This window comes from Bradyrhizobium sp. 157, from assembly GCF_023073815.1.
Lineage (GTDB): Bacteria > Pseudomonadota > Alphaproteobacteria > Rhizobiales > Xanthobacteraceae > Bradyrhizobium.
In genome coordinates this window covers 1-19132 of sequence record NZ_JADPKF010000015.1, presented here as the reverse complement: position 1 = coordinate 19132, position 19132 = coordinate 1, and the positions used below count along the sequence as shown (strand labels likewise).

Below are 19132 nucleotides of genomic sequence, written 5' to 3'. Positions count from 1 at the left end.
TTGCCCAGATGCTGCGCCGCACGCAAGCTGAAAAAGTTGAAAATGAGTGAAGGCCGAAATGACAAGCGCAGCTCACCACACCGCGAAGGCCTGGCCCGCGGTGAATGACCAGACCCTGCAAATCCGAATCGACCTCGCGGCGGCTTACCGGCTGATTCACCGGCTCCGTCTCGACGACAGCATCTACACCCACATCTCCGTCCGCCTTCCGGGCCGACAGGACCGCTTTCTCATCAATCCCTACGGCCTGCGTTTCGAGGAAGTCACGGCATCCAACCTGGTGACGGTCGACCTCGACGGAAACGTCATCGACGATCCTATGGGGCTCGGCATCAATCCGGCAGGTTTTACGATTCACAGTGCGATCCATGCCGCGCGGCATGACGCGATCTGCGTTCTGCACACCCACACGGTCGCGGGCATCGCCGTCGCCTGCCAGAGGCAGGGACTGCTGCCGCTCAATCAATGGTCGCTGCAGTTTACCGACCGCCTCGCCTATCACGACTATGAGGGCATCGCGCTCGATCTCGACGAGCGCTCACGCCTGGTCGCCGATCTCGGCGACAAGTTCGTGATGGTGTTGCGCAATCACGGCATGCTGACCTGCGGACGCTCGGTCGCCGAGGCCTTCAAGCTGATGCACAATCTGGAACGCTCGTGCCGCGCCCAGCTTGCCGTCCAGTCGTCGGGAGCGGAAATCGTCGAACTATCCGCAGCCGTGGCCCGCAAGACGGCCGGCCAATACGCCAGCTTCTATGACGCGATCGAAACCAACGGCGTGCCCGACAGCGAATGGGCTGCCTTCAAGCGGATGCTCGAGCGGACCGATCCCGATTTCGCGAACTGACAAGCGCGCCCTCCACCGTTTGAGAGCGCCGAAACCCTTTTGTTTAAACGAGGTATGCGATGTCCAAGCGTATGATTTTGATGAGCGTTGCTGCGATATGCATGCTGAGCACCGCGGCAATGGCCCAGGGGCCGAAAGCAGGCGGCGTCATCAATGCCGTGATCCAGCCCGAGCCGCCGAGCCTGATGATGGGTCTAGTGCAGAACGGCCCGACGCAGATGGTGGCCGGCAACATCTATGAAGGCTTGCTACGCTACAGCCCCAAGCTCGAGCCCCTCCCCGGCCTCGCCGAAAGCTGGTCTGTCAGCGAGGACGGCAAAGTCTACACCTTCAAACTGGTGAAAAGCGTGACCTGGCATGACGGCAAGCCGTTCACCTCAGCGGACGTCCTGTTCTCGATCGAGTTCCTGAAGCAGACCCATGCGCGTGCACGCGGCAATCTGGTTCAGCTCGACAACGTGCAGGCGCCGGACGAATCCACCGTCGTCTTCACGCTGAAACAGCCGTTCGGCCCCTTCATTGGCATCTTCGAAGTCGGCTCGCTGCCGATGATCCCCAAGCACATTTATGAGGGTACCGATTTCAAGGCCAACCCCGCCAACAACACGCCTGTTGGCACCGGTCCTTTCATGTTCAAGGAATGGCAGAAGGGCTCGTTCATCCGCCTCGTCAAGAATCCGAGCTACCACGTCAAGGGCAAGCCGAACCTCGACGAGATCTATTGGCACGTGATCCCGGACGCCGCCGCGCGTTCGGTCGCCTATGAGACCGGCAAGGTTGACGTGCTGCCCGGCGGCTCGGTGGAAAATTTTGACGTACCGCGCTTGAGCAAGCTGAAAAACACCTGCGTCACCGGCGCGGGCTGGGAATTCTTCAGCCCGCATTCCTGGCTCTGGCTCAACAACCGCTCGGGTCCCACGGCGAACAAGAAATTCCGCCAGGCGCTGATGTTTGCGATTGATCGTAACATGGCCAAGGACGTGGTCTGGAATGGTCTCGGCAAGATCGCGACCGGTCCGTCGGGGTCGGCAATCAAGTACTACACGAGCGCGGTGCCGAAATACGACTACGATCCCGCCAAGGCGAAGGCGCTGCTCAAGGAAGCCGGCTACAAGGGCGAGAAAGTCCGCATGCTGCCCCTGCCCTATGGCGAGACATGGCAGCGCTGGGCCGAGATGGTTCGCCAGAACCTGCAGGACGTCGGAATCAACGTCGAGATGATTGCAACCGACGTGCCCGGCTGGAATCAGAAGGTCAGTGAGTGGGACTACGACATCGCCTTTACCTATCTCTATCAGTACGGCGACCCCGCGCTCGGCGTCGGCCGCAACTATGTCTCCAGCCAGATCGCAAAGGGCTCACCGTTCAATAACGTCGAAGGCTATTCGAATCCCGAGATCGACAAGCTGTTCGCCGACGGCGCGGTCGCCTTCCCCGATGCGGCGCGCGAAGAGATCTACGCCAAGGCGCAGAAGATCCTGGTCGAGGACGTGCCGGTGGCATGGATGCTCGAACTGCAGTTCCCGACCATCACCCGCTGCAGCGTCAAGAACCTGATCACGACCGGCATCGGCGTGAACGACGGTTTCCGCGACGCCTGGATCGAGAAGTAACCGCCTATTCGTGCGGCGTCGGGCTCCGGCCCGACGCCCGGCTACCCGCGCCTCCAACCCTAGCGACAGCCCATGATCTCTTTCATCGCCCAGCGGATCGCGAAGGCCATCGTCGTCCTTCTCGCGCTTGTCGTCATGAACTTCTTCCTGATCCGGATGGCGCCGGGCGATCCAGCGGTGGTGATGGCGGGTGAAGCCGGCGCCGGTGACCAGCTCTTCATCGCCCAGCTACGCGAGAAGTTCGGCCTCGACAAGCCACTGCCGGCGCAACTGTTCCTCTATGTCAAAGGCATCGTCAGCCTCGATCTCGGATTTTCGTTTCGCCAGCAGATGCCGGTCTCGAAGCTGATTCTCGATCGCCTGCCGGCGACGCTGTTGCTGACGGGCACTGCATTTGCCATCTCGCTCGCCTTCGGCATCCTGTTCGGCGCGTTGGCGGCGCGCTTTGCCGGCACCTGGGCCGACACTGCGATTACGGTCGCGGCGCTGATCTTCTACGCCACCCCGCTGTTCTGGGTCGCGCTGATGGCGATCCTGTTGTTTTCGGTCACGATGGATTGGCTGCCGAGTTTTGGGTACGAGACGGTCGGCGCAGGCTACACCGGCCTTGCCCATGTGCTCGACGTCGCCGCCCATCTGATCTTGCCGGCGACGACCATCGGGCTGTTCTTCATGGCCACCTACGCCCGCATGACCCGCGCCTCGATGCTCGAGGTCAACAGACTCGACTTCGTCAAGACGGCGCGCGCCAAGGGCCTGTCGGACTCCTTGATTCAGCGCCGCCACGTGCTGCGCAATGCCTTGTTGCCGGTTGTCACCTTGGCCGGCTTGCAGGCCGGCACACTGGTCGGCGGCGCGGTACTGACCGAAACCGTGTTCGCGTGGCCGGGGATCGGCCGCCTGATGTACGAGGCGCTGCTGCAGCGGGACTACAATCTGCTGCTTGGCGTCTTCGTCGTCTGCTCGGCCATGGTGCTGGCGTTCAACCTGATCACGGACCTCGTCTATCGCTCCGTCGATCCCCGCATCGAGTTTGCATCATGAGACAGGTTTCGCGAGTGCTGTTGCGCAACCCCGGCGGCATGATCGGCATCGCGATCCTTTTCATCGCGGTGATCGTCGCCCTGATTGGCCCGCTGCTGTTTCCGACCTCGCCCTGGCGCATGGTGCAACGGCCGTTCCTGCCGCCGTTCACGCTTGCCAGCTTTCCGCTCGGCACCGATGCGCTGGGCCGCGATGTGATGGCCGGCATCATCTATGGCGCGCGCGTCTCGCTGCTGGTCGGCCTCATCTCGACGCTGGCCTCGCTGGCGGTCGGCATTCCGCTCGGCGCCACGGCGGGATATTTCGGCGGCAAGATCGATGATGCCCTGATGCGGTTCACCGAGTTTTTCCAGACGGTCCCAAGTTTTGCACTGGCCATCGTGCTCGTCGCGATCATGCAACCGTCCATCGTATCGATTGTGGCGGCGATAGCCATCGTGAGTTGGCCGCCGGTGGCGCGGCTGGTCCGCGGCGAAGTTTTGTCCCTGCGCACGCGCGAATATGTCCAGGCGGCGGTGGTGACCGGCCAGACCAACTGGTGGATCATCTGGCGCGAGATCCTGCCGAACGCGCTTTCTCCCGTCATCGTGCTGGCCTCGCTGATGGTCGCGACCGCGATCCTGCTGGAATCCTCGCTGTCCTTTCTCGGCCTCGGCGATCCCAACCTGATGTCATGGGGCTACATGGTGGGCGCCGGCCGCACCGTGATCCGTCAGGCCTGGTGGATCACGGTCTTTCCCGGCATCGCCATCCTCGTTTCGGTGCTGGCGCTGAACCTGATCGGCGAAGGCCTCAACGACGCGCTCAACCCTCGCCTCGCCAAGGGAGGGCGCTGAGCATGACCGTCGTCATCAAGAACCTGAAGCTGGCGCTGCCGCCCGGTGGCGACCGCGCCCATGCCGTGGATGACGTTTCGTTCGAACTAGCAGCCGGAAAAATTCTCTGCGTGGTCGGTGAATCCGGCTCCGGCAAATCGATGTGTGCCCATGCGCTGATGGGGCTGCTGCCGGATACGGTGACGGCTGAATCCGGCGAGATCCTGCTCGAGGGAAAGAACCTGCTGACGCTCAGCCCGGCGGAATGGCTGGCGCTGCGCGGCCGCGGCATCGCGATGGTGTTCCAGGAGCCGATGACGGCGCTCAATCCCTTGATGCGGATCGGCGACCAGATCGCCGAGATGTTCGAGGCGCATGATCTGTTGGCGCCGAAGGAGCGGCAGCAGAAAGCCCTCGCCTTGATCCGCGAGGTCGGCCTGCCCGATCCCGAGCGCGCGGTGCGCGCCTATCCCCATCAACTGTCCGGTGGCCAGCGCCAGCGCGCCATGATCGCCATGGCGCTGGCGCTCGAACCGGCCGTGCTGGTCGCCGACGAACCGACCACCGCACTCGACGTCACCACGCAGGCGCAGATCCTTAAACTGATCCGTGACCTGCAGCGCCGCCGCAACATGGCGGTCATGTTCATCACCCACGATTTCGGCGTCGTCGCCGAGATCGCCGATCGCGTGGTCGTGCTCCAGCACGGCAAGGTGGTCGAGCAAGGCACCGCCGACGACGTGCTGCTCCGCGCGCAACATCCGTATACCCGCGCCTTGCTGGCGGCCGTTCCCACGCTGCAGCCACCGCAGCGGTCGCCTCTGCCCGATCGCAGCAAGGCGGTGGAAGTGATCGGGCTCGGCAAGACCTATGTCAGCGGCGGCGGATGGTTCCGCAGCGAGCGCCGCGTGGAGGCGACCAAGAACGTCAGCTTCGATATTTTTCGCGGCGAGACGCTCGGTCTGGTCGGCGAATCCGGTTCCGGAAAATCGTCCGTCGCCCGCCTCGTCATGCGCCTGATCGAACCCGATGCCGGCACCGTGCGTATCGGCGATGTCGATCTCACCCGGATCGGCGGCAAGGCGCTGCGCGAACAGCGCCGCCGCATCCAGATGGTGTTTCAGGACCCGTTCGCTTCGCTCAATCCACGCCGCAAGGTCGGCAACATCATCACCGATGGACCGATCGCGCACGGCGTCGATCCGGCGGCGGCGCGAAAGCGTGCCGGCGAGCTGCTCAGCCTCGTCGGCCTCAATGCCGGCGCGATGGAGCGTTTTCCGCACGAATTCTCCGGCGGGCAGCGACAGCGCATCGGAATTGCGCGGGCACTGGCGCTCGATCCGGAAATCCTGGTCGCCGACGAAGCCGTCTCCGCGCTCGACGTCTCCGTCCAGGCACAGGTCCTGGAGTTGCTGGAAGATTTGAAGGCGCGACTGGGCCTGTCGATGCTGTTCATCACCCACGATTTGCGTGTGGCTGCGCAAATCTGCGACCGCATCGCCGTGATGCAGCACGGCTCAATCGTCGAGCTCAAATCTGCCTCGCTCCTGTTCGCCGCACCCGAGCACGCTTACACCCGCGAGTTGCTCTCCGCCGTACCCGGCCAAACCTCGTCGTCCAAAGCGGCATGAACGAGACCATGAACGATGCGCTGCGTCCTGGTTAGCAAGAGCCTCGATCTTCGCGGATATCTCGGCCCGCAATTCATGCGTGCTGCCGACCGTATCGAAATCGTCAGCCATCCCCATGACGGTCCGGCAACGGACGTCCGGCTGGCAGTGGCCTGGCACCCGCCGGATGACGCCTTCGAACGCTATCCCAATCTGCAGGCGGTCTGCTCGATCGGCGCCGGCGTCGACAATATTCTGGCGTGTCCCAGCCTGCGGCCCGATGTCGATGTGATCCGTGTCGTCGATCCGGCGCAGGCGCAGATGATGTCGGGCTTTGTCGCCTGGCACGTCATCGGACATCAGCGGCGCTTTGCGACCTATCAGGCGCAGCAGCGCGAGGAACGCTGGCAGCGTCTCGGCCAGCGCCGGCCGCAGGACGTGCCGGTCGGCATTCTCGGCTTTGGCGAGATCGGCCGCCGCGTCGCCACCGACCTCGCTCTGCTTGGTTTCCCCGTCATGGCGTGGAGCCGGACCGCAAAGCCGACGCCGCAAGGCATAAGCGGTTTCGATGGCGCGGCAGGCCTCGACACCATGCTCGGCCAGACGGAAATCCTCGTGAACCTGCTGCCGCTGACGCCGGAAACCCGGGGCATCCTCAACCGCAAGACGTTCGCCCGAATGTATCGCGGCGGCTACCTGATCCAGGTCGGCCGCGGCGAGCACCTGGTCGAAGCCGATCTGCTTGCCGCGCTGGAGGATGGGCAACTGGCCGGTGCTGCGCTCGATGTCTTCGCAACCGAGCCGCTGGCGCCGCGCCATCCGTTCTGGCGGCACCCGCGCATCCTCGTCACACCGCACGACGCCTGCGAAGTGAGCGTCGAAGCGATCGGGGCGACGTTCCGTGCGACCGCGGAAGCGGTCCGGGCCGGCCGGCGCCCACCGCACAGCATCGACCGCGGACGGGGCTATTGAACGATATCTGGAAGCACGCGGACCTGCTCGTCCGGGCCTCGATCAGGCGCTGATAGAGTTGGACGTAATGTCGGAGCAGTGAAGGACCCGCGCCTTAGGCGCCCGCGGCCGGCAGGCTGGCGGCGGCGATGGCCACGATCTGAGAAAGCCTGCGGCCGATCCGGGAGGAGGCGCTGCTCAGCAGTGAACGAACCTGTCGCATCTCTTGATCTTCCATGTGCGCCGGGGGGCAAGGCGCACAGGGAAAATGGTCTCAAGCCGGTAGCTAGTCGAGATGTCAGAGAAAATAGCAACGCCCGCTTCGTCCCGATGCCGGCTGGCAGTGGAATTATTGCCGCAATCAGCCCGGTCGCGGATGAAATTTTCTCCGCGGATTCTGGCCTCAGAGCCCGGTGATTCCGGTTCGGAGCGCTGCGAACGACGAGATGAACACGGGCTTAGCTGGCGGACATCGCGAATCTTGTCTGATATTTCCTGCCTCACTTCGCGGCTTGCGCAGCTCGTGGTGCCCCGAGAAACCGTCGCAGCGACGCCAGAACGACATCGAGCCGGTCATGGTGCAACCAGTGTCCGGCGCCCGCGATCTTCTCCAGCTCGGCTCTCTTGAAGTGCGCAAGCAGGCCGGCGGGATCAGGGAGAAAGCTTTCGTCGCCCCACATCAACAGGGTTGGACAGGTGATGCGCGACCACAGGGCGATATAATCTTCCGGCGATAGCCGGTATGGTGCCCTCGCCCGCTGATAATGATCGAATTTCCAGCGATAGAGGCCGTCGACACCTTTCCGAACGCCGTGGCTGGCAAGATGAAGCGCCATCGCCGGCGTCAGCCGCTTGTTGCGCGCGGACAACCGTTTCGCCGCCTCCTCGATCGTCTGGAACGTGCTCTCTTTGTGCTCCGAGATTCGGTCGAGTTGGTTGATCCAGCGCGCCATCTGCTCGGCGATCGGTGCGGGCTGCGAGCCCGACAGGAACGCGCCATCCAGCACGACGAGGCGCGACATCCTTTCCGGATAGGTACCGGCATAGGCCAACGCGACCATGCCTCCCATCGAGTGGCCGACAATCGCGGCGTCCTGCAGCGCCGCAAACCGCATCAGCCGGGTGAGATCATAGACGTTGTCGGTGAGGCTGTAGCTGCTTCCCTTCGCCCACTCGGAATCGCCGTGGCCGCGCAGGTCCGGCGCCATGATATGGAAATGCGGCTGCAACTCTCGCGCTATCGCATCCCAGTTGCGGCAATGGTCGAGCCCGCCGTGGACCAGGATCAACGGCGGCGCGGTTTCGTTGCCCCAGTCGACATAGTGTAACCGCAGCCCTTGGGACTCGTAGAAGCGATCTGCCGGTTCGGCCATCGTGGATCGTCTTTCTCGCGGAGGTGATGGCCTATTTCGGCGCGAACCCAAACGTCCGCTCGAAGCGCTTGGCGTAGTCGGGCCACACCTCCGGATTGACGATGCGCGGCGGCCGCTTGCCGTCGAGCGCGTCGAGAATCTGCTCGGCGGCGATCCTGCCCATATTGATGCGCGCTTCCTTGGTCACGCCGGCCGTGTGCGGGCTCGCCAGCACATTGTCGAACTGCAGCAGCGGATGTTCGGGCGACGGCGGCTCCTTGTCCCAGACGTCAAGGCCGGCTCCCGCAATGCGTTTGTCGCGCAATGCCTCGTACAGCGCTTCCTCATCGTGAATGAAGCCGCGCGCCGTGGTGATGAAGAAGGCGTGCGGCTGCATCAGCGCGAACTCGCGGGCGCCGATCATGCGGCGATTGTCCTTGGTCAGCGGGCAGGAAATCGAGACGAAATCCGAACGGCGCATCAGATCGTGAAGCTCGACCTTTTCGCCGCCGCGGGCGGCGATTTCTTCCGCAGTCAGATAGGGATCGTAGGCAATCACCTTCATATGTAATAGGCCGTTGCAGAGCTCGGCGATACGGCGGCCGACATTGCCGATCCCGACGATGCCGACCGTCTTGCCCTGCACCTCGTTACCGATCAGCGCGTTGCGGTTGACGTTGGCCTGGCGGCGCAGCGCGCGGTCGGATTCAAGGATGCGCTTGGACAGCGTCAGCATCATCCCCAGCGCATGCTCGGCCACCGAATTGGCATTGCCGCCGGACTGGTTGACGACGAGCACGCCGGCCGCCGTGCAGGCATCGACGTCCACGGGATCGAAGCCCGCCCCGTTCGAGGACACGATCAGGAGGTTCGGCGCCCGCCGCAACAAATCCTGATCGACGTGAAAATGCTTGGCGATCTCGTCACGCGCCGCGCCGACCTGGTAAGCATGCGCCGCCGACAGGATCGGCGCTGCGATTGTATCGGGACTGTCGTTCTCCAGCCGGTCGAGCCGCACGTCGGCGCGGCTTTTCAGGATATCGACATAGATCTCGTGGGCGAGATATTTGACATAGAACACGCGCTTGTTGTTGACGGTCATTTTCCTTGGCAACTTTCAGTTTCGGAATATCGTAGGGCGTGGCCGGACGGAAACATGGAAGCTTGCGACCGCGGTCAAGAGGCAGGTCTCGACGGAAATGCAGGCGGCGCGGAAGTGGGGCCTGGGGCGGCAGCAAGCGGCGCCACCATTCCGAACCCGTCTCGCCATTACCCCTCCCCCGACATTGATCTTGTTATCGCACATCGTCGCATGCCGAGTGTAGCGCCGCGGAGCGCAGAGCCGGATACGGTCGGGACATGTTGACAATCCCGCCGATGGCGTCAAGTTTCGCCGCTCCAGGGACGAGCGCGAACGAAGACGTCGCGGGTTAAGGAGAGCAAAATGGCGGTTACGGAGGACAAAGGCTCGCCCGAAGCTTCCGAGAAGAGCTGGCACGGCATCGTGCTGCAAAGTCTCAAGCGCAACGATATCCGTCTCGTCCCCTACGTGCCGGACCGCGTTCTAACGACGCTGATCAGGAACTTGCACGCCGATCCCTTCTTCACGACCTTCCCCGCGGCACGCGAAGAGGAAGCGGTCGGTATCGTCTCCGGCGCCTGGATGGGCGGCATGCGCGGCGCGGTTCTGATGCAGACTTCCGGATTCGCAACGCTGGCCAACGTGCTGGCGTCGCTGGCAATCCCCTATCAGATCCCGTTGATCATGTTCGTGTCCGAGCGCGGCACGCTCGGCGAATTCAACTACGGCCAGTCGCTGGTCTGCCGCACCATGCGCCCCGTGCTGGATTCGCTGGCGATGGAGCATCACACCATCACCCGACTGGATGAACTCGAATTCATCGTCGACCGCTCTATCAAGCAGGCCATCACAACGCAGGCGCCGGTGGCGCTGATCCTCTCGCCGCTTCTGACCGGCGGCAAAGTCTTCGACAAGTGAGCGATGCAATGAACAGCGACACCCCTGTCCGCAATACCAAGGTCATGAACCGCTTCGATCTCACCTCGCGGCTGGTCGCGAAGCTGAAGAACGAGGAAGCCGTGATCGGCGGCATCGGCAACACCAATTTCGACCTGTGGGCCGCCGGCCACCGGCCGCAGAATTTCTACATGCTCGGCAGCATGGGCCTCGCCTTCCCGATCGCACTCGGTGTCGCGCTCGCGCAGCCGAACCGCCGCGTTTTCGCACTTGAAGGCGACGGCTCGCTGTTGATGCAACTGGGGTCGCTTTCGACGATCGCGACGCTCAAGCCGAAAAATCTCACCATGGTGGTGATGGACAACGGCATCTACCAGATCACCGGCGCGCAGCCGACGCCGGGGGCAGCCGCTGCCGACATTGTCGCCATCGCGGTCGCGAGCGGCCTCACCAACAGCGCCTGGGCGGCGGACGAGGAGGATTTCGAACGCCTGGTCGAGAAGTCCATGTCGACCGCGGGCCCGACGCTGATCGGTGTCCGCATCGACGACAAGCCGGGCACGGGCACCACCCGCCGCGACCCCGTACAAATCCGGGAGCGCTTCATGCACGGTCTGGGCGTACGGGAGCCGCTCTGAGGCCAATTAACCACGGGTGTCGCCAATTTCGCGTGCATGGGCTGGCAGGCGCATAAATCATGCTATGCCGTCCCGATGACGATCATCCTTCGACTTATCGCCTGGGGCCTTGCCGCGGCAATCGCCTTCGCGACCCTCGGACCTGCGGAACAACGGCCGCACTCGAACCTGGGGCAGAACGGGGAGCATGCGCTTGCCTTTGTGCTGCTGGGAGTGGCCTTCGGACTGGCCTATGCGCGAGATCGGTCGCGCTCGGCGGCCTTCGTTATCGGCTTCACCGGCTTGGTCGAGATCCTGCAGTTCTGGGCGCCGGGCCGGCATGCCCGCCTGGAGGACTTTGTCGTCGACGCGCTGGCGGCATCCGTCGGGCTTGCGGCCGCTATGGTTCTCGACTGGAAGATCAGGCGATCTCGCCACAGCGCATCGTGACAAGAAAAATCCTCGCGGGACGATCGCCCGCGAGGATGGCTCAGTAAGAGCTGCGTTCGTTAGAGCGTTTTCCAGCGAAGTGGACACCGGTTCGCGTCAAGAAAACGCGTCAAAACAAAATCTAGAGCCCGGCTCTGATTCAATCAGAACCGAAAAGGCTCTAGTCGAGGATCCTGACGACCCTGCGAGTTCGCGGCTCAACGATCACGCGGCGATCGTTGACGACCGCGTAGCGGTATTCGGTGTGCTGCGGGACTGTACGCAATTCGACGGTCGGCGGTAGCGGCTCGCCGACCACCACACGCTCACGGACCACGACAGAACGGTCTCGTGGGACCGAATTGATCACGGCGTTCGGAATTTCTACGGCAGCACCGACTGCGGCACCCACAGTGCCGCCGACGATCGCGCCGATCGGGCCACCGACTTCAGCGCCCGCGGCAGCTCCGTCCGCGGCGCCCTGCGCAGTCGTCGATTGAGCGAATGCCGCGCCAGAGGTCAGCAACGAAGCAGCAATCAGTGAAACTGCCAAACGATTATTCATCTCATTCTCCAGTAAACTGATGATGTGTCTCAACCACGGGAGGCATGAGAAGGTTCCGGTTCCAATGCGGCAGCAAAAAGGGCCGCGCCGATATTTCGGCGCGGTTCCAGTCACAGGGAGAAACAGAGATCAGGTTTTAGCGACTTCGTGGCTCGCCATCATTTCGAGCGCGCGCACCATTCCCGAATGGTCCCATGCCTTGCCGCCATGCGCGGTGCAGGCGCTGAACAATTGCTGGGCCAGCGCCGTGCTCGGCAAGGAAAGGCCAAGCGCACGTGCGCCCTCCAGCGCCAGATTGAGATCCTTCTGGTGCAGCTCGATGCGAAAGCCCGGCTCGAAGTTGCGCTTCACCATGCGCTCGCCATGCACTTCGAGAATCCGCGACGATGCAAAGCCGCCCATCAGCGCCTTACGCACCAGCGCCGGATCCGCGCCGGCTTTGGATGCAAACAACAGCGCCTCGCCCACCGCCTCGATCGTCAGCGCCACGATGATCTGGTTGGCGACTTTTGTCGTTTGCCCGTCGCCATTGGCACCGACTAGGGTGACGTTCTTGCCCATCTTGTCGAACACGGGCTTCATCGCGTTGAACGCGCGCTCCGGTCCGCCGACCATGATGGTGAGGCTCGCCGCCTTGGCGCCGACCTCGCCGCCGGATACCGGCGCGTCGAGATAATCGGCGCCGAGCGCCTCGACTTTCTTCGCAAACTCCTTGGTGGCGAGCGGCGAGATCGAGCTCATGTCGACAACGATCTGCCCCTTCGAGAGCCCCTCGGCGACGCCGCCCGGCCCGAACAAGACCGCCTCGACGTGCGGCGTATCAGGCACCATGATGATAACGACGTCGGCCTGCTCGGCGACCTCCTTGCCGGATTTGCAGACAACACCTCCCGCCGCAACGAGCTCCGGTGCAATCGGCGCGACATCGTGCAGAAACAGGCGGTGGCCTGCCGTCTGGAGATGGCCCGCCATCGGGCGCCCCATGGTGCCGAGGCCGATAAAGCCGATATCGATCATTTCAACTCCCCTTACTTCGTTTCTTGTTCAGGTATCGGCCGTCAGCGCCGCGTGCCAACCGAGGCCCTCGACCGTCGTCGTCCTCGGCTTGTATTCGCAGCCGATCCAGCCGCGATAACCAATAGCGTCGAGATGCCTGAACAGGAAGGGATAGTTGATCTCGCCGGTGCCCGGCTCGTTGCGGCCGGGATTGTCGGCGAGTTGCACATGGGCAATACGCGGCAGATGCTTTTGCAAGCTTCGGGCAATGTCACCCTCCATCACCTGCATGTGGTAGATGTCGTACTGCACGAACAGATTGCTGGAGCGAACATCCGCAATGATCTGAAGCGCCTGTGCGGTCTTGTTCAGGAAGAAGCCGGGGATGTCGATGGTGTTGATCGGCTCGATCAGGAGCTTGATCTGCTCCTTGGCGAGCGTATCTGCCGCGAAGCGAAGATTGCCGATCAATGTCTCGTTGAGATCAGTCGCATCAGCACCGTCAGGCGCGATGCCGACCAGGCAGTTGAGCTGGCGGCAATCGAGCGCATTGGCGTAATCGATGGCGCGCGCGACGCCATCACGAAATTCGTCGACCCGGTCAGGCAGGATGGCGATGCCGCGCTCGCCGGCCGCCCAGTTGCCGGCGGGGAGATTGTGCAGCACCTGGGTCAGGCCGTGCTGGTGCAACTGCTCGCGCAGGTCGGCCTTATCGAAATCGTACGGGAATAGATATTCGACCCCGTTAAATCCCGCGGCCTTGGCGGCGGCAAAGCGATCGAGGAACGGCTGCTCGCCGAACAGCATGGTGAGATTGGCGGCAAATTTCGGCACGATCAGATTCTCCCCTTATGCCGGCAACAGCTTGCCGGATTGCGGCGCGGTCGATTTGGCCGGCGTGTCGTCCAGCGGCAGGTCCAACACCTCCTCGAATTCGATGATGTTGTCGATCTCGGTACCCATAGGGATGTTGGTGACGCGTTCGAGAATGAACTCGACGACGACAGGCACCTTGAATTCCGCCATCCATTCGCGCGCGGTCGCGAACGCCGCTTGCGCGTGGTTCGGATCGGTGACGCGGATTGCCTTGCAGCCGAGCCCTTCAGCCACTGCAACGTGATCGACGCCATAAACACCGAGCTCGGGCGCATTGATGTTCTCGAAGGAAAGCTGGACGTGGTAGTCCATGTCGAAGCCGCGCTGCGCCTGGCGGATCAGTCCGAGATAGGAGTTGTTCACGACGACGTGGATGTAGGGCAGCTTGAACTGGGCGCCTACCGCAAGCTCCTCGATCAGGAACTGGAAATCGTAATCGCCCGACAGCGCGACGATCTCGCGGCTCGGATCGGCCGCGCGCACGCCGAGCGCGGCGGGAAGCGTCCAGCCGAGCGGCCCGGCCTGCCCCGCATTGATCCAGTTGCGCGGTCCGTAGACACCGAGGAATTGCGCGCCGGCGATCTGCGACAATCCGATCACGCTGACATAGCAGGTGTCGCGTCCGAACGCCCTGCTCATCTCTTCATAGACGCGCTGCGGCTTGATCGGTATGTCGTCGAAATGGCTCTTGCGCAGCATCGTGCGCTTGCGGTCCTGGCACGCCGCCGGCCATGCCTGCCTCTCCCTCAGCTTGCCGGCCTTGCGCCACTCCCTGGCGACCGAGACGAACAATTCCAGTGCCGCCTTGGCGTCGGAGACGATGCCGAAATCGGGATTGAACACGCGTCCGATCTGCGTCGGCTCGATATCGACATGCACAAATTTGCGGCCCTTGGTGTAGGTCTCGATCGAGCCGGTGTGCCGGTTGGCCCAGCGGTTGCCGATGCCGAGCACGAAGTCGGATTGCAGCATGGTCGCGTTGCCGTAGCGGTGGCTGGTCTGCAAGCCGACCATGCCTGCCATCAGCACGTGATCGTCGGGGATAGCGCCCCACCCCATCAGCGTCGGCACCACCGGAACGTTGACGGTCTCGGCGAACTGCACCAGCAGCTCCGACGCGTCGGCATTGATGACGCCGCCGCCCGCCACGATCAGCGGCCGCTCCGCGGCATTGAGCATCTCGAGCGCCTTCTCGATCTGCTTGCGGGTCGCCGCGGGCTTGTAGACCGGCAGCGACTCATAGGTCTCGTCGTCGAATTCGATCTCCGCAAGCTGGACGTCGAGCGGCAAGTCGATCAGCACCGGCCCCGGACGCCCGGAACGCATGATGTGGAACGCCTGGCTGAACACGCGCGGCACCAGCGCCGGCTCGCGCACGGTCACCGCCCATTTCGTCACGGGCTTGGCAATGGATTCGATATCGATGGCCTGAAAGTCTTCCTTGTAGAGCCGCGCGCGCGGCGCCTGCCCGGTGATGCACAGGATCGGGATCGAATCCGCGATCGCCGAGTAAAGGCCGGTGATCATGTCGGTACCGGCCGGGCCCGAGGTACCGATGCAGACGCCGATATTGCCTGATTTGGCGCGGGTATAGCCCTCGGCCATGTGCGAAGCGCCCTCGACATGGCGCGCCAAAATGTGCCCGATCGAGCCGCGCTTCTTCAGTGCCGAGTAAAGCGGATTGATCGCGGCGCCCGGCACGCCAAAGGCGATGGTCACGCCTTCCTTCTCCAGGATCCGCACAGCCGCATCGATCGCCCGCATCTTCGCCATGTAGCGCCTCGCTCAACAGGGTTGGTTCTGGCGGCGATCTTCGTGGCGGTGCGGCGCGATCTCAACGCGGGTGATTTTATTTCCCGCGGTGTGGGAGGAAGTTAGAAAATGCGCGACATATCAGGCGCTTGGTTCACGAACGTGATGGAAATCCTGTGAGGACGCCGTTGCGAGGAGGATTTGCGCCGGAACTCAATCCAGGTTCTTTCGCTTGATACGCATTTGCATATCAAACTTGAGGTCGTACTTCTTGCCGTCCGCGCAGACGGCGTCATCGACCTCAAACTGCTGGTCGTCTTCATCCATCTCGAGCTTGCCGCCTGAGCATCCCTCGGCCTGAACCGCAGCGACAAGCTTTGCGCGCTCGTCTTCAGTGACTGCGCGATCAGCGAGCGCAGGAAGCACCGATAGGACCAGTATCGCAGTTGATGTGATCAATCGCATATCCAGTCCTCCTGATATCCGCTTCGAGCCAGCCAATTGAATGCCGGCGATTGGCAATGGTTCCGGATTTTCAGCCAATTCGCACTGCCGAACCCCAGGCAGAATTATTGCACAAGGCCTTCAACTACCGGTAGACTGCGCTTGCGCCACCGATAAAAAGGACGTGCGATGACCGATGTCCCGATGAACGCCGGTGCTCAATCACTCGCCGCTGAACCGAGCCTTCGTAGGGTCATGGGCCCCTGGCTGCTCCTGCTGTTCATCGTCGGCGATATTCTCGGCACCGGAATCTATGCGCTCACAGGCCAGGTGGCGAAGCAAGTCGGCGGTGTCGTGTGGCTGCCTTTTGTGATTGCGTTTGTGGTCGCCCTTGTGACCGCGTTCAGCTATCTCGAACTGGTCACGAAATATCCGAAAGCAGCCGGCGCGGCTCTCTACACCCACAAGGCTTTTGGTATCCATTTCGTCACGTTCATCGTTGCATTTGCGGTGATGTGCTCAGGTATCACCTCGGCATCGACCGCTTCCCGGGCTTTCGCCGCGAACATGTCGGGCGCAATGGGCCTCAACCTATCGGCCTTTGCCATCACGATTACCGGTCTCGTTTTCATGGCACTCGTTGCTGCAGTCAATTTCCGCGGTGTTGGCGAAAGTCTGAAAGCTAACGTCGTTCTCACCTGTGTGGAGCTGACGGGGCTGCTGATTATCATTGTTATCGGCCTTTGGGCGATCGGGTTGGGCCAAGGCGATGTCTCGCGTGCCATTCAGTTTCGTTCGACCGCTGACGGCGGCATGTTCTGGCCAGTGATTGCCGCGACCACGCTCGCATTCTTTGCCATGGTAGGCTTCGAGGATTCGGTCAACATGGCCGAGGAATGCAAGGATCCAAGCCGTGACTTTCCAAAGGTGCTGCTTGCAGGCCTTGTGATTACCTGTCTCATCTATGTTCTTGTCTCGGTCTCGGCAATCACGCTGGTGGCGCCGGAGCAATTGGAAGGCGAAACACCCCTTCTGAAGGTCGTCCAACAGGGCGCGCCAAATTTTCCGATTTGGATCTTTGGATTCATCACCATGTTTGCCGTGGCCAATACCGCCCTCATCAATATGCTCATGGCCAGTCGCCTTGTGTATGGCATGAGCCGCGAGCATGTGCTTCCGCCAGCTCTCGGGAGAGTACATAGGACGCGGCGGACGCCTTATGTCGCTATCGGCTTCACGACCTTGCTGGCGTTTGCCTTGATCACATTCGTCGGTGAGGTGCCGGCACTCGGAGGCACCACCGCGCTCCTGTTGTTATGCGTTTTCACGGTGGTTAACGTTGCGGTGCTGGTGCTTCGGCGCGATTCTGTAAGTCATCAGCATTTTCGCACGCCGACCATTCTGCCGATCCTGGGCGCCATGTTTTGCGCTTTCCTCGCTAGTCCCTGGACCGGCCGTGACCCCGTTCAGTACCGGGTCGCCGGGGTCCTGATCGGGGTGGGCATCGTTCTTTGGCTCATCACGATCATGGTCAACCGGATGACCGGGATAACGAGACTCGAGCCAGATATGGAACATTTAGGTCGCGGCGGGCCCGTCAACTAGACGAGGCGCAGGCAGAGCGGAGCAATCCAAGTCTTCGCACTTGGCGAGATCGATTGCTTTGTCACGGCGTGGCCTTGCGCAAACGCAGTTAGTAACGCGAGGCGGATCAGTTCATCCGCAGTTCCGTGATGTGCCGCGGATCCGGGCTCAGCTCGCCACGCTCGACGCGCTTGACGATATCCGTCAGCGCGGCGTTTGCAGTGCAGGCGATGCCGAGCTTCTCGCCCTCGCGCACGACAAAACCGTTGAGGAACTCGATCTCCGTGCGGCGGCCTTTCTGCATGTCCTGAGCCATCGAGGGGCGCTGCTGGGAAGACGTGCGCTTTGAGTCCTTGAAACGCTGCTCGTCGCAGGTGAGCATGGCTTCCTCGTCGCCCTCGCCGGCACGCGCGATCGTCTCCGGTGACAGATGCAAAATCTCTTCCAGTTGATAGCCGTGCGCCTGTCCGACCCGGATCGCTTCGCTGCCGAGCCGCGTGGAGAAACGGCGCAGCGGCTCGCTTTGCAGGATTTCTGCGCCCGGCAGTCCGGTGCAGGCGGAGAGCCCGTTGCCCATGACGTTGGCGACCAGCTTCGACCAACGCTCGCCCCAGAGATTCCCCGTCACCTTGGCGCTATCGGAGTAGCCGACCAGGCGGCAGACCTCTTCCGCCCGCGGCGTGATACGGCCGTGTACTTCGCCGGCGCGAAATACCGTGTGCGCCGCCCCGCCCTTGCCGGCGCCGCGGTGGATATGGCCGGGCTCCGGCAGGTTCACCGTGATGCTGCTGGCAATGCAGCCCAGCGTCTTGCCCCAGCCGACGATGCCGGCGATCGTCTCCTCGTTCATGCAGTTCTGCAGCGACACGACATAGCCGTCCGGCGCTAGATATTGCTGGATCAGCATGGTGGCCCAGGCGGTGTCGTAGGATTTCATGCAGACGAAGGCGATGTCGACCGGCTTTTCCTTGGCGAGCCGCTGCGCGTCCGTGACGTGGAGCGCGCGCACGGGCACCGAGAATTCCGCGATATCCATCGCGTGGGTGACGCGCAGCCCATGCTTCCTCATATGCTCGACATGGTCGGGCCAGGGATCGATGAACGTGACGTCCTCGCCCGCCTGCACCATATGGGCACCTGCATACCCGCCGACGGCACCCGCTCCGACGATCGCGATCTTCCGCCCCATGCTTCCCCCCCTGCATCTTCTTACAGCAGACGACTTCTTGCGGCAGACGATGCAGCCCCGTCCGCTCATCCGTTGCGGGACACTCTAGCGGATCGAGAGGCCCTGCCAACCGTCCGCTTTGCGCCAGAAGCGGTCATTCCGAAGAGGGGAGCTTTTGACCATCAACGGACATCGAAAGTGGTCGGGAGCGGCCAAAGAGTTTGAAATTTGGACGGGGTTGGCGGTCCTGGAACGACGCCGAGATAGTCAAATCTGATGTTCCTAATCGGGTATTAGATCAGTTTCTGCCAACGAAAGCTCATACAGATAGAACGCTTCTACCCAAATTGAGCGCTTTGCAATCTGCTTCGAGCTAAGGCCGGCTGAACGGATCAGGCGATCCATCAAAGCGAGGTTGCTGTCTGATGAAAGTAGGAGATACATTCTTCCGTTCGGGTGCAACCTCTGAGCGGACTGCTTGAACAGAGGCA

Annotated in this window: 18 protein-coding genes and 1 pseudogene; 10 read left to right on the top strand and 9 right to left on the bottom strand. The window is 62.4% G+C overall.

Annotated elements, in window-relative coordinates; genetic code table 11:
* Positions 1-58: 58 nt before the first annotated feature.
* The 6 genes from IVA95_RS02725 (at position 59) to IVA95_RS02700 (ending at position 6901) form a co-directional block, all read left to right on the top strand.
* Positions 59-847 carry a class II aldolase/adducin family protein gene (locus IVA95_RS02725; RefSeq protein WP_247509105.1) on the top strand — a complete coding sequence of 263 codons (789 nt, stop codon included), beginning with the start codon at positions 59-61 and terminating at the stop codon, positions 845-847.
* Positions 848-906: 59 nt separating this feature from the next.
* Positions 907-2460: an ABC transporter substrate-binding protein gene (locus tag IVA95_RS02720; protein WP_247509104.1), complete on the top strand. Its 1554-nt coding sequence runs from the start codon at positions 907-909 to the stop codon at positions 2458-2460.
* A gap of 72 nt (positions 2461-2532) precedes the next feature.
* A complete protein-coding gene (locus tag IVA95_RS02715; RefSeq protein ID WP_247509103.1) occupies positions 2533-3504 on the top strand; it encodes an ABC transporter permease in 972 nt (323 codons plus the stop codon).
* A complete protein-coding gene (locus IVA95_RS02710) occupies positions 3501-4340 on the top strand; it encodes an ABC transporter permease (RefSeq protein ID WP_247509102.1) in 840 nt (279 codons plus the stop codon). The genes IVA95_RS02715 and IVA95_RS02710 overlap by 4 nt, the downstream gene beginning before the upstream one ends.
* Positions 4341-4342: 2 nt before the next feature.
* Positions 4343-5950: an ABC transporter ATP-binding protein gene (locus IVA95_RS02705; protein WP_247509101.1), complete on the top strand. Its 1608-nt coding sequence runs from the start codon at positions 4343-4345 to the stop codon at positions 5948-5950.
* Positions 5951-5965: 15 nt separating this feature from the next.
* The gene (locus tag IVA95_RS02700; RefSeq protein WP_247509100.1) at positions 5966-6901 is read left to right on the top strand and encodes a glyoxylate/hydroxypyruvate reductase A; all 936 of its coding nucleotides are present in this window, start codon (positions 5966-5968) and stop codon (positions 6899-6901) included.
* A 479-nt stretch (positions 6902-7380) separates the two neighbouring features.
* Here the strand turns inward: IVA95_RS02700 and IVA95_RS02695 are convergent, their stop codons facing one another.
* Complete coding sequence (locus IVA95_RS02695; RefSeq protein ID WP_247509099.1) at positions 7381-8253, bottom strand: alpha/beta hydrolase; 873 nt, start codon at positions 8251-8253, stop codon at positions 7381-7383.
* Positions 8254-8284: 31 nt separating this feature from the next.
* Positions 8285-9334, bottom strand: a complete 1050-nt coding sequence (locus IVA95_RS02690; RefSeq protein ID WP_247509098.1) for a hydroxyacid dehydrogenase — start codon at positions 9332-9334, stop codon at positions 8285-8287.
* A 342-nt stretch (positions 9335-9676) separates the two neighbouring features.
* On the opposite strand from IVA95_RS02690, the gene IVA95_RS02685 reads away from it, so the two are divergent.
* From IVA95_RS02685 to IVA95_RS02675, 3 genes are all read left to right on the top strand, one after another.
* On the top strand, positions 9677-10231 hold the full coding sequence (locus IVA95_RS02685) for a thiamine pyrophosphate-binding protein (RefSeq protein ID WP_247509097.1): 555 nt from the start codon (positions 9677-9679) through the stop codon (positions 10229-10231).
* 8 nt (positions 10232-10239) lie between these two features.
* Positions 10240-10848: a thiamine pyrophosphate-dependent enzyme gene (locus IVA95_RS02680; protein ID WP_247509096.1), complete on the top strand. Its 609-nt coding sequence runs from the start codon at positions 10240-10242 to the stop codon at positions 10846-10848.
* 75 nt (positions 10849-10923) lie between these two features.
* Positions 10924-11277, top strand: coding sequence for a VanZ family protein (locus IVA95_RS02675; RefSeq protein ID WP_247509095.1), 354 nt, complete (start codon positions 10924-10926; stop codon positions 11275-11277).
* Between the two features lie 160 nt (positions 11278-11437).
* Here the strand turns inward: IVA95_RS02675 and IVA95_RS02670 are convergent, their stop codons facing one another.
* The 5 genes from IVA95_RS02670 to IVA95_RS02650 form a co-directional block, all read right to left on the bottom strand.
* Positions 11438-11821, bottom strand: a complete 384-nt coding sequence (locus IVA95_RS02670; RefSeq protein WP_247509094.1) for a DUF1236 domain-containing protein — start codon at positions 11819-11821, stop codon at positions 11438-11440.
* A 129-nt stretch (positions 11822-11950) separates the two neighbouring features.
* Entirely contained in the window at positions 11951-12838 is an 888-nt protein-coding gene (locus IVA95_RS02665; RefSeq protein ID WP_247509093.1) for a 2-hydroxy-3-oxopropionate reductase, read from the bottom strand.
* A gap of 27 nt (positions 12839-12865) precedes the next feature.
* Positions 12866-13651 carry a hydroxypyruvate isomerase gene (gene hyi, locus IVA95_RS02660; RefSeq protein ID WP_247509092.1) on the bottom strand — a complete coding sequence of 262 codons (786 nt, stop codon included), beginning with the start codon at positions 13649-13651 and terminating at the stop codon, positions 12866-12868.
* Between the two features lie 15 nt (positions 13652-13666).
* A complete protein-coding gene (gene gcl / locus IVA95_RS02655; protein ID WP_247509091.1) occupies positions 13667-15466 on the bottom strand; it encodes a glyoxylate carboligase in 1800 nt (599 codons plus the stop codon).
* 192 nt (positions 15467-15658) lie between these two features.
* Positions 15659-15988, bottom strand: a complete 330-nt coding sequence (locus IVA95_RS02650) for a PepSY domain-containing protein (RefSeq protein ID WP_247509090.1) — start codon at positions 15986-15988, stop codon at positions 15659-15661.
* Between the two features lie 90 nt (positions 15989-16078).
* Here IVA95_RS02650 and IVA95_RS02645 point away from each other — a divergent pair, with 90 nt between their 5' ends.
* Positions 16079-17494, top strand: a complete 1416-nt coding sequence (locus IVA95_RS02645; protein ID WP_247509089.1) for an APC family permease — start codon at positions 16079-16081, stop codon at positions 17492-17494.
* A 106-nt stretch (positions 17495-17600) separates the two neighbouring features.
* Here the strand turns inward: IVA95_RS02645 and IVA95_RS02640 are convergent, their stop codons facing one another.
* Complete coding sequence (locus IVA95_RS02640) at positions 17601-18662, bottom strand: 2-dehydropantoate 2-reductase (RefSeq protein ID WP_247509088.1); 1062 nt, start codon at positions 18660-18662, stop codon at positions 17601-17603.
* Between the two features lie 261 nt (positions 18663-18923).
* A pseudogene (locus IVA95_RS02635) lies at positions 18924-19132 on the bottom strand (hypothetical protein); the annotation flags it as partial.

What these genes read in the sequence shown, in the direction of transcription:
- IVA95_RS02725 (WP_247509105.1), top strand. Translation starts at nt 59, where the DNA reads ATGACAAGCGCAGCTCACCACACCGCGAAGGCCTGGCCCGCGGTGAAT.
- IVA95_RS02720 (WP_247509104.1), top strand. Translation starts at nt 907, where the DNA reads ATGTCCAAGCGTATGATTTTGATGAGCGTTGCTGCGATATGCATGCTG.
- IVA95_RS02715 (WP_247509103.1), top strand. Translation starts at nt 2,533, where the DNA reads ATGATCTCTTTCATCGCCCAGCGGATCGCGAAGGCCATCGTCGTCCTT.
- IVA95_RS02710 (WP_247509102.1), top strand. Translation starts at nt 3,501, where the DNA reads ATGAGACAGGTTTCGCGAGTGCTGTTGCGCAACCCCGGCGGCATGATC.
- IVA95_RS02705 (WP_247509101.1), top strand. Translation starts at nt 4,343, where the DNA reads ATGACCGTCGTCATCAAGAACCTGAAGCTGGCGCTGCCGCCCGGTGGC.
- IVA95_RS02700 (WP_247509100.1), top strand. Translation starts at nt 5,966, where the DNA reads ATGCGCTGCGTCCTGGTTAGCAAGAGCCTCGATCTTCGCGGATATCTC.
- IVA95_RS02695 (WP_247509099.1), bottom strand. Translation starts at nt 8,253, where the DNA reads ATGGCCGAACCGGCAGATCGCTTCTACGAGTCCCAAGGGCTGCGGTTA.
- IVA95_RS02690 (WP_247509098.1), bottom strand. Translation starts at nt 9,334, where the DNA reads ATGACCGTCAACAACAAGCGCGTGTTCTATGTCAAATATCTCGCCCAC.
- IVA95_RS02685 (WP_247509097.1), top strand. Translation starts at nt 9,677, where the DNA reads ATGGCGGTTACGGAGGACAAAGGCTCGCCCGAAGCTTCCGAGAAGAGC.
- IVA95_RS02680 (WP_247509096.1), top strand. Translation starts at nt 10,240, where the DNA reads ATGAACAGCGACACCCCTGTCCGCAATACCAAGGTCATGAACCGCTTC.
- IVA95_RS02675 (WP_247509095.1), top strand. Translation starts at nt 10,924, where the DNA reads ATGACGATCATCCTTCGACTTATCGCCTGGGGCCTTGCCGCGGCAATC.
- IVA95_RS02670 (WP_247509094.1), bottom strand. Translation starts at nt 11,821, where the DNA reads ATGAATAATCGTTTGGCAGTTTCACTGATTGCTGCTTCGTTGCTGACC.
- IVA95_RS02665 (WP_247509093.1), bottom strand. Translation starts at nt 12,838, where the DNA reads ATGATCGATATCGGCTTTATCGGCCTCGGCACCATGGGGCGCCCGATG.
- gcl (WP_247509091.1), bottom strand. Translation starts at nt 15,466, where the DNA reads ATGGCGAAGATGCGGGCGATCGATGCGGCTGTGCGGATCCTGGAGAAG.
- IVA95_RS02645 (WP_247509089.1), top strand. Translation starts at nt 16,079, where the DNA reads ATGACCGATGTCCCGATGAACGCCGGTGCTCAATCACTCGCCGCTGAA.
- IVA95_RS02640 (WP_247509088.1), bottom strand. Translation starts at nt 18,662, where the DNA reads ATGGGGCGGAAGATCGCGATCGTCGGAGCGGGTGCCGTCGGCGGGTAT.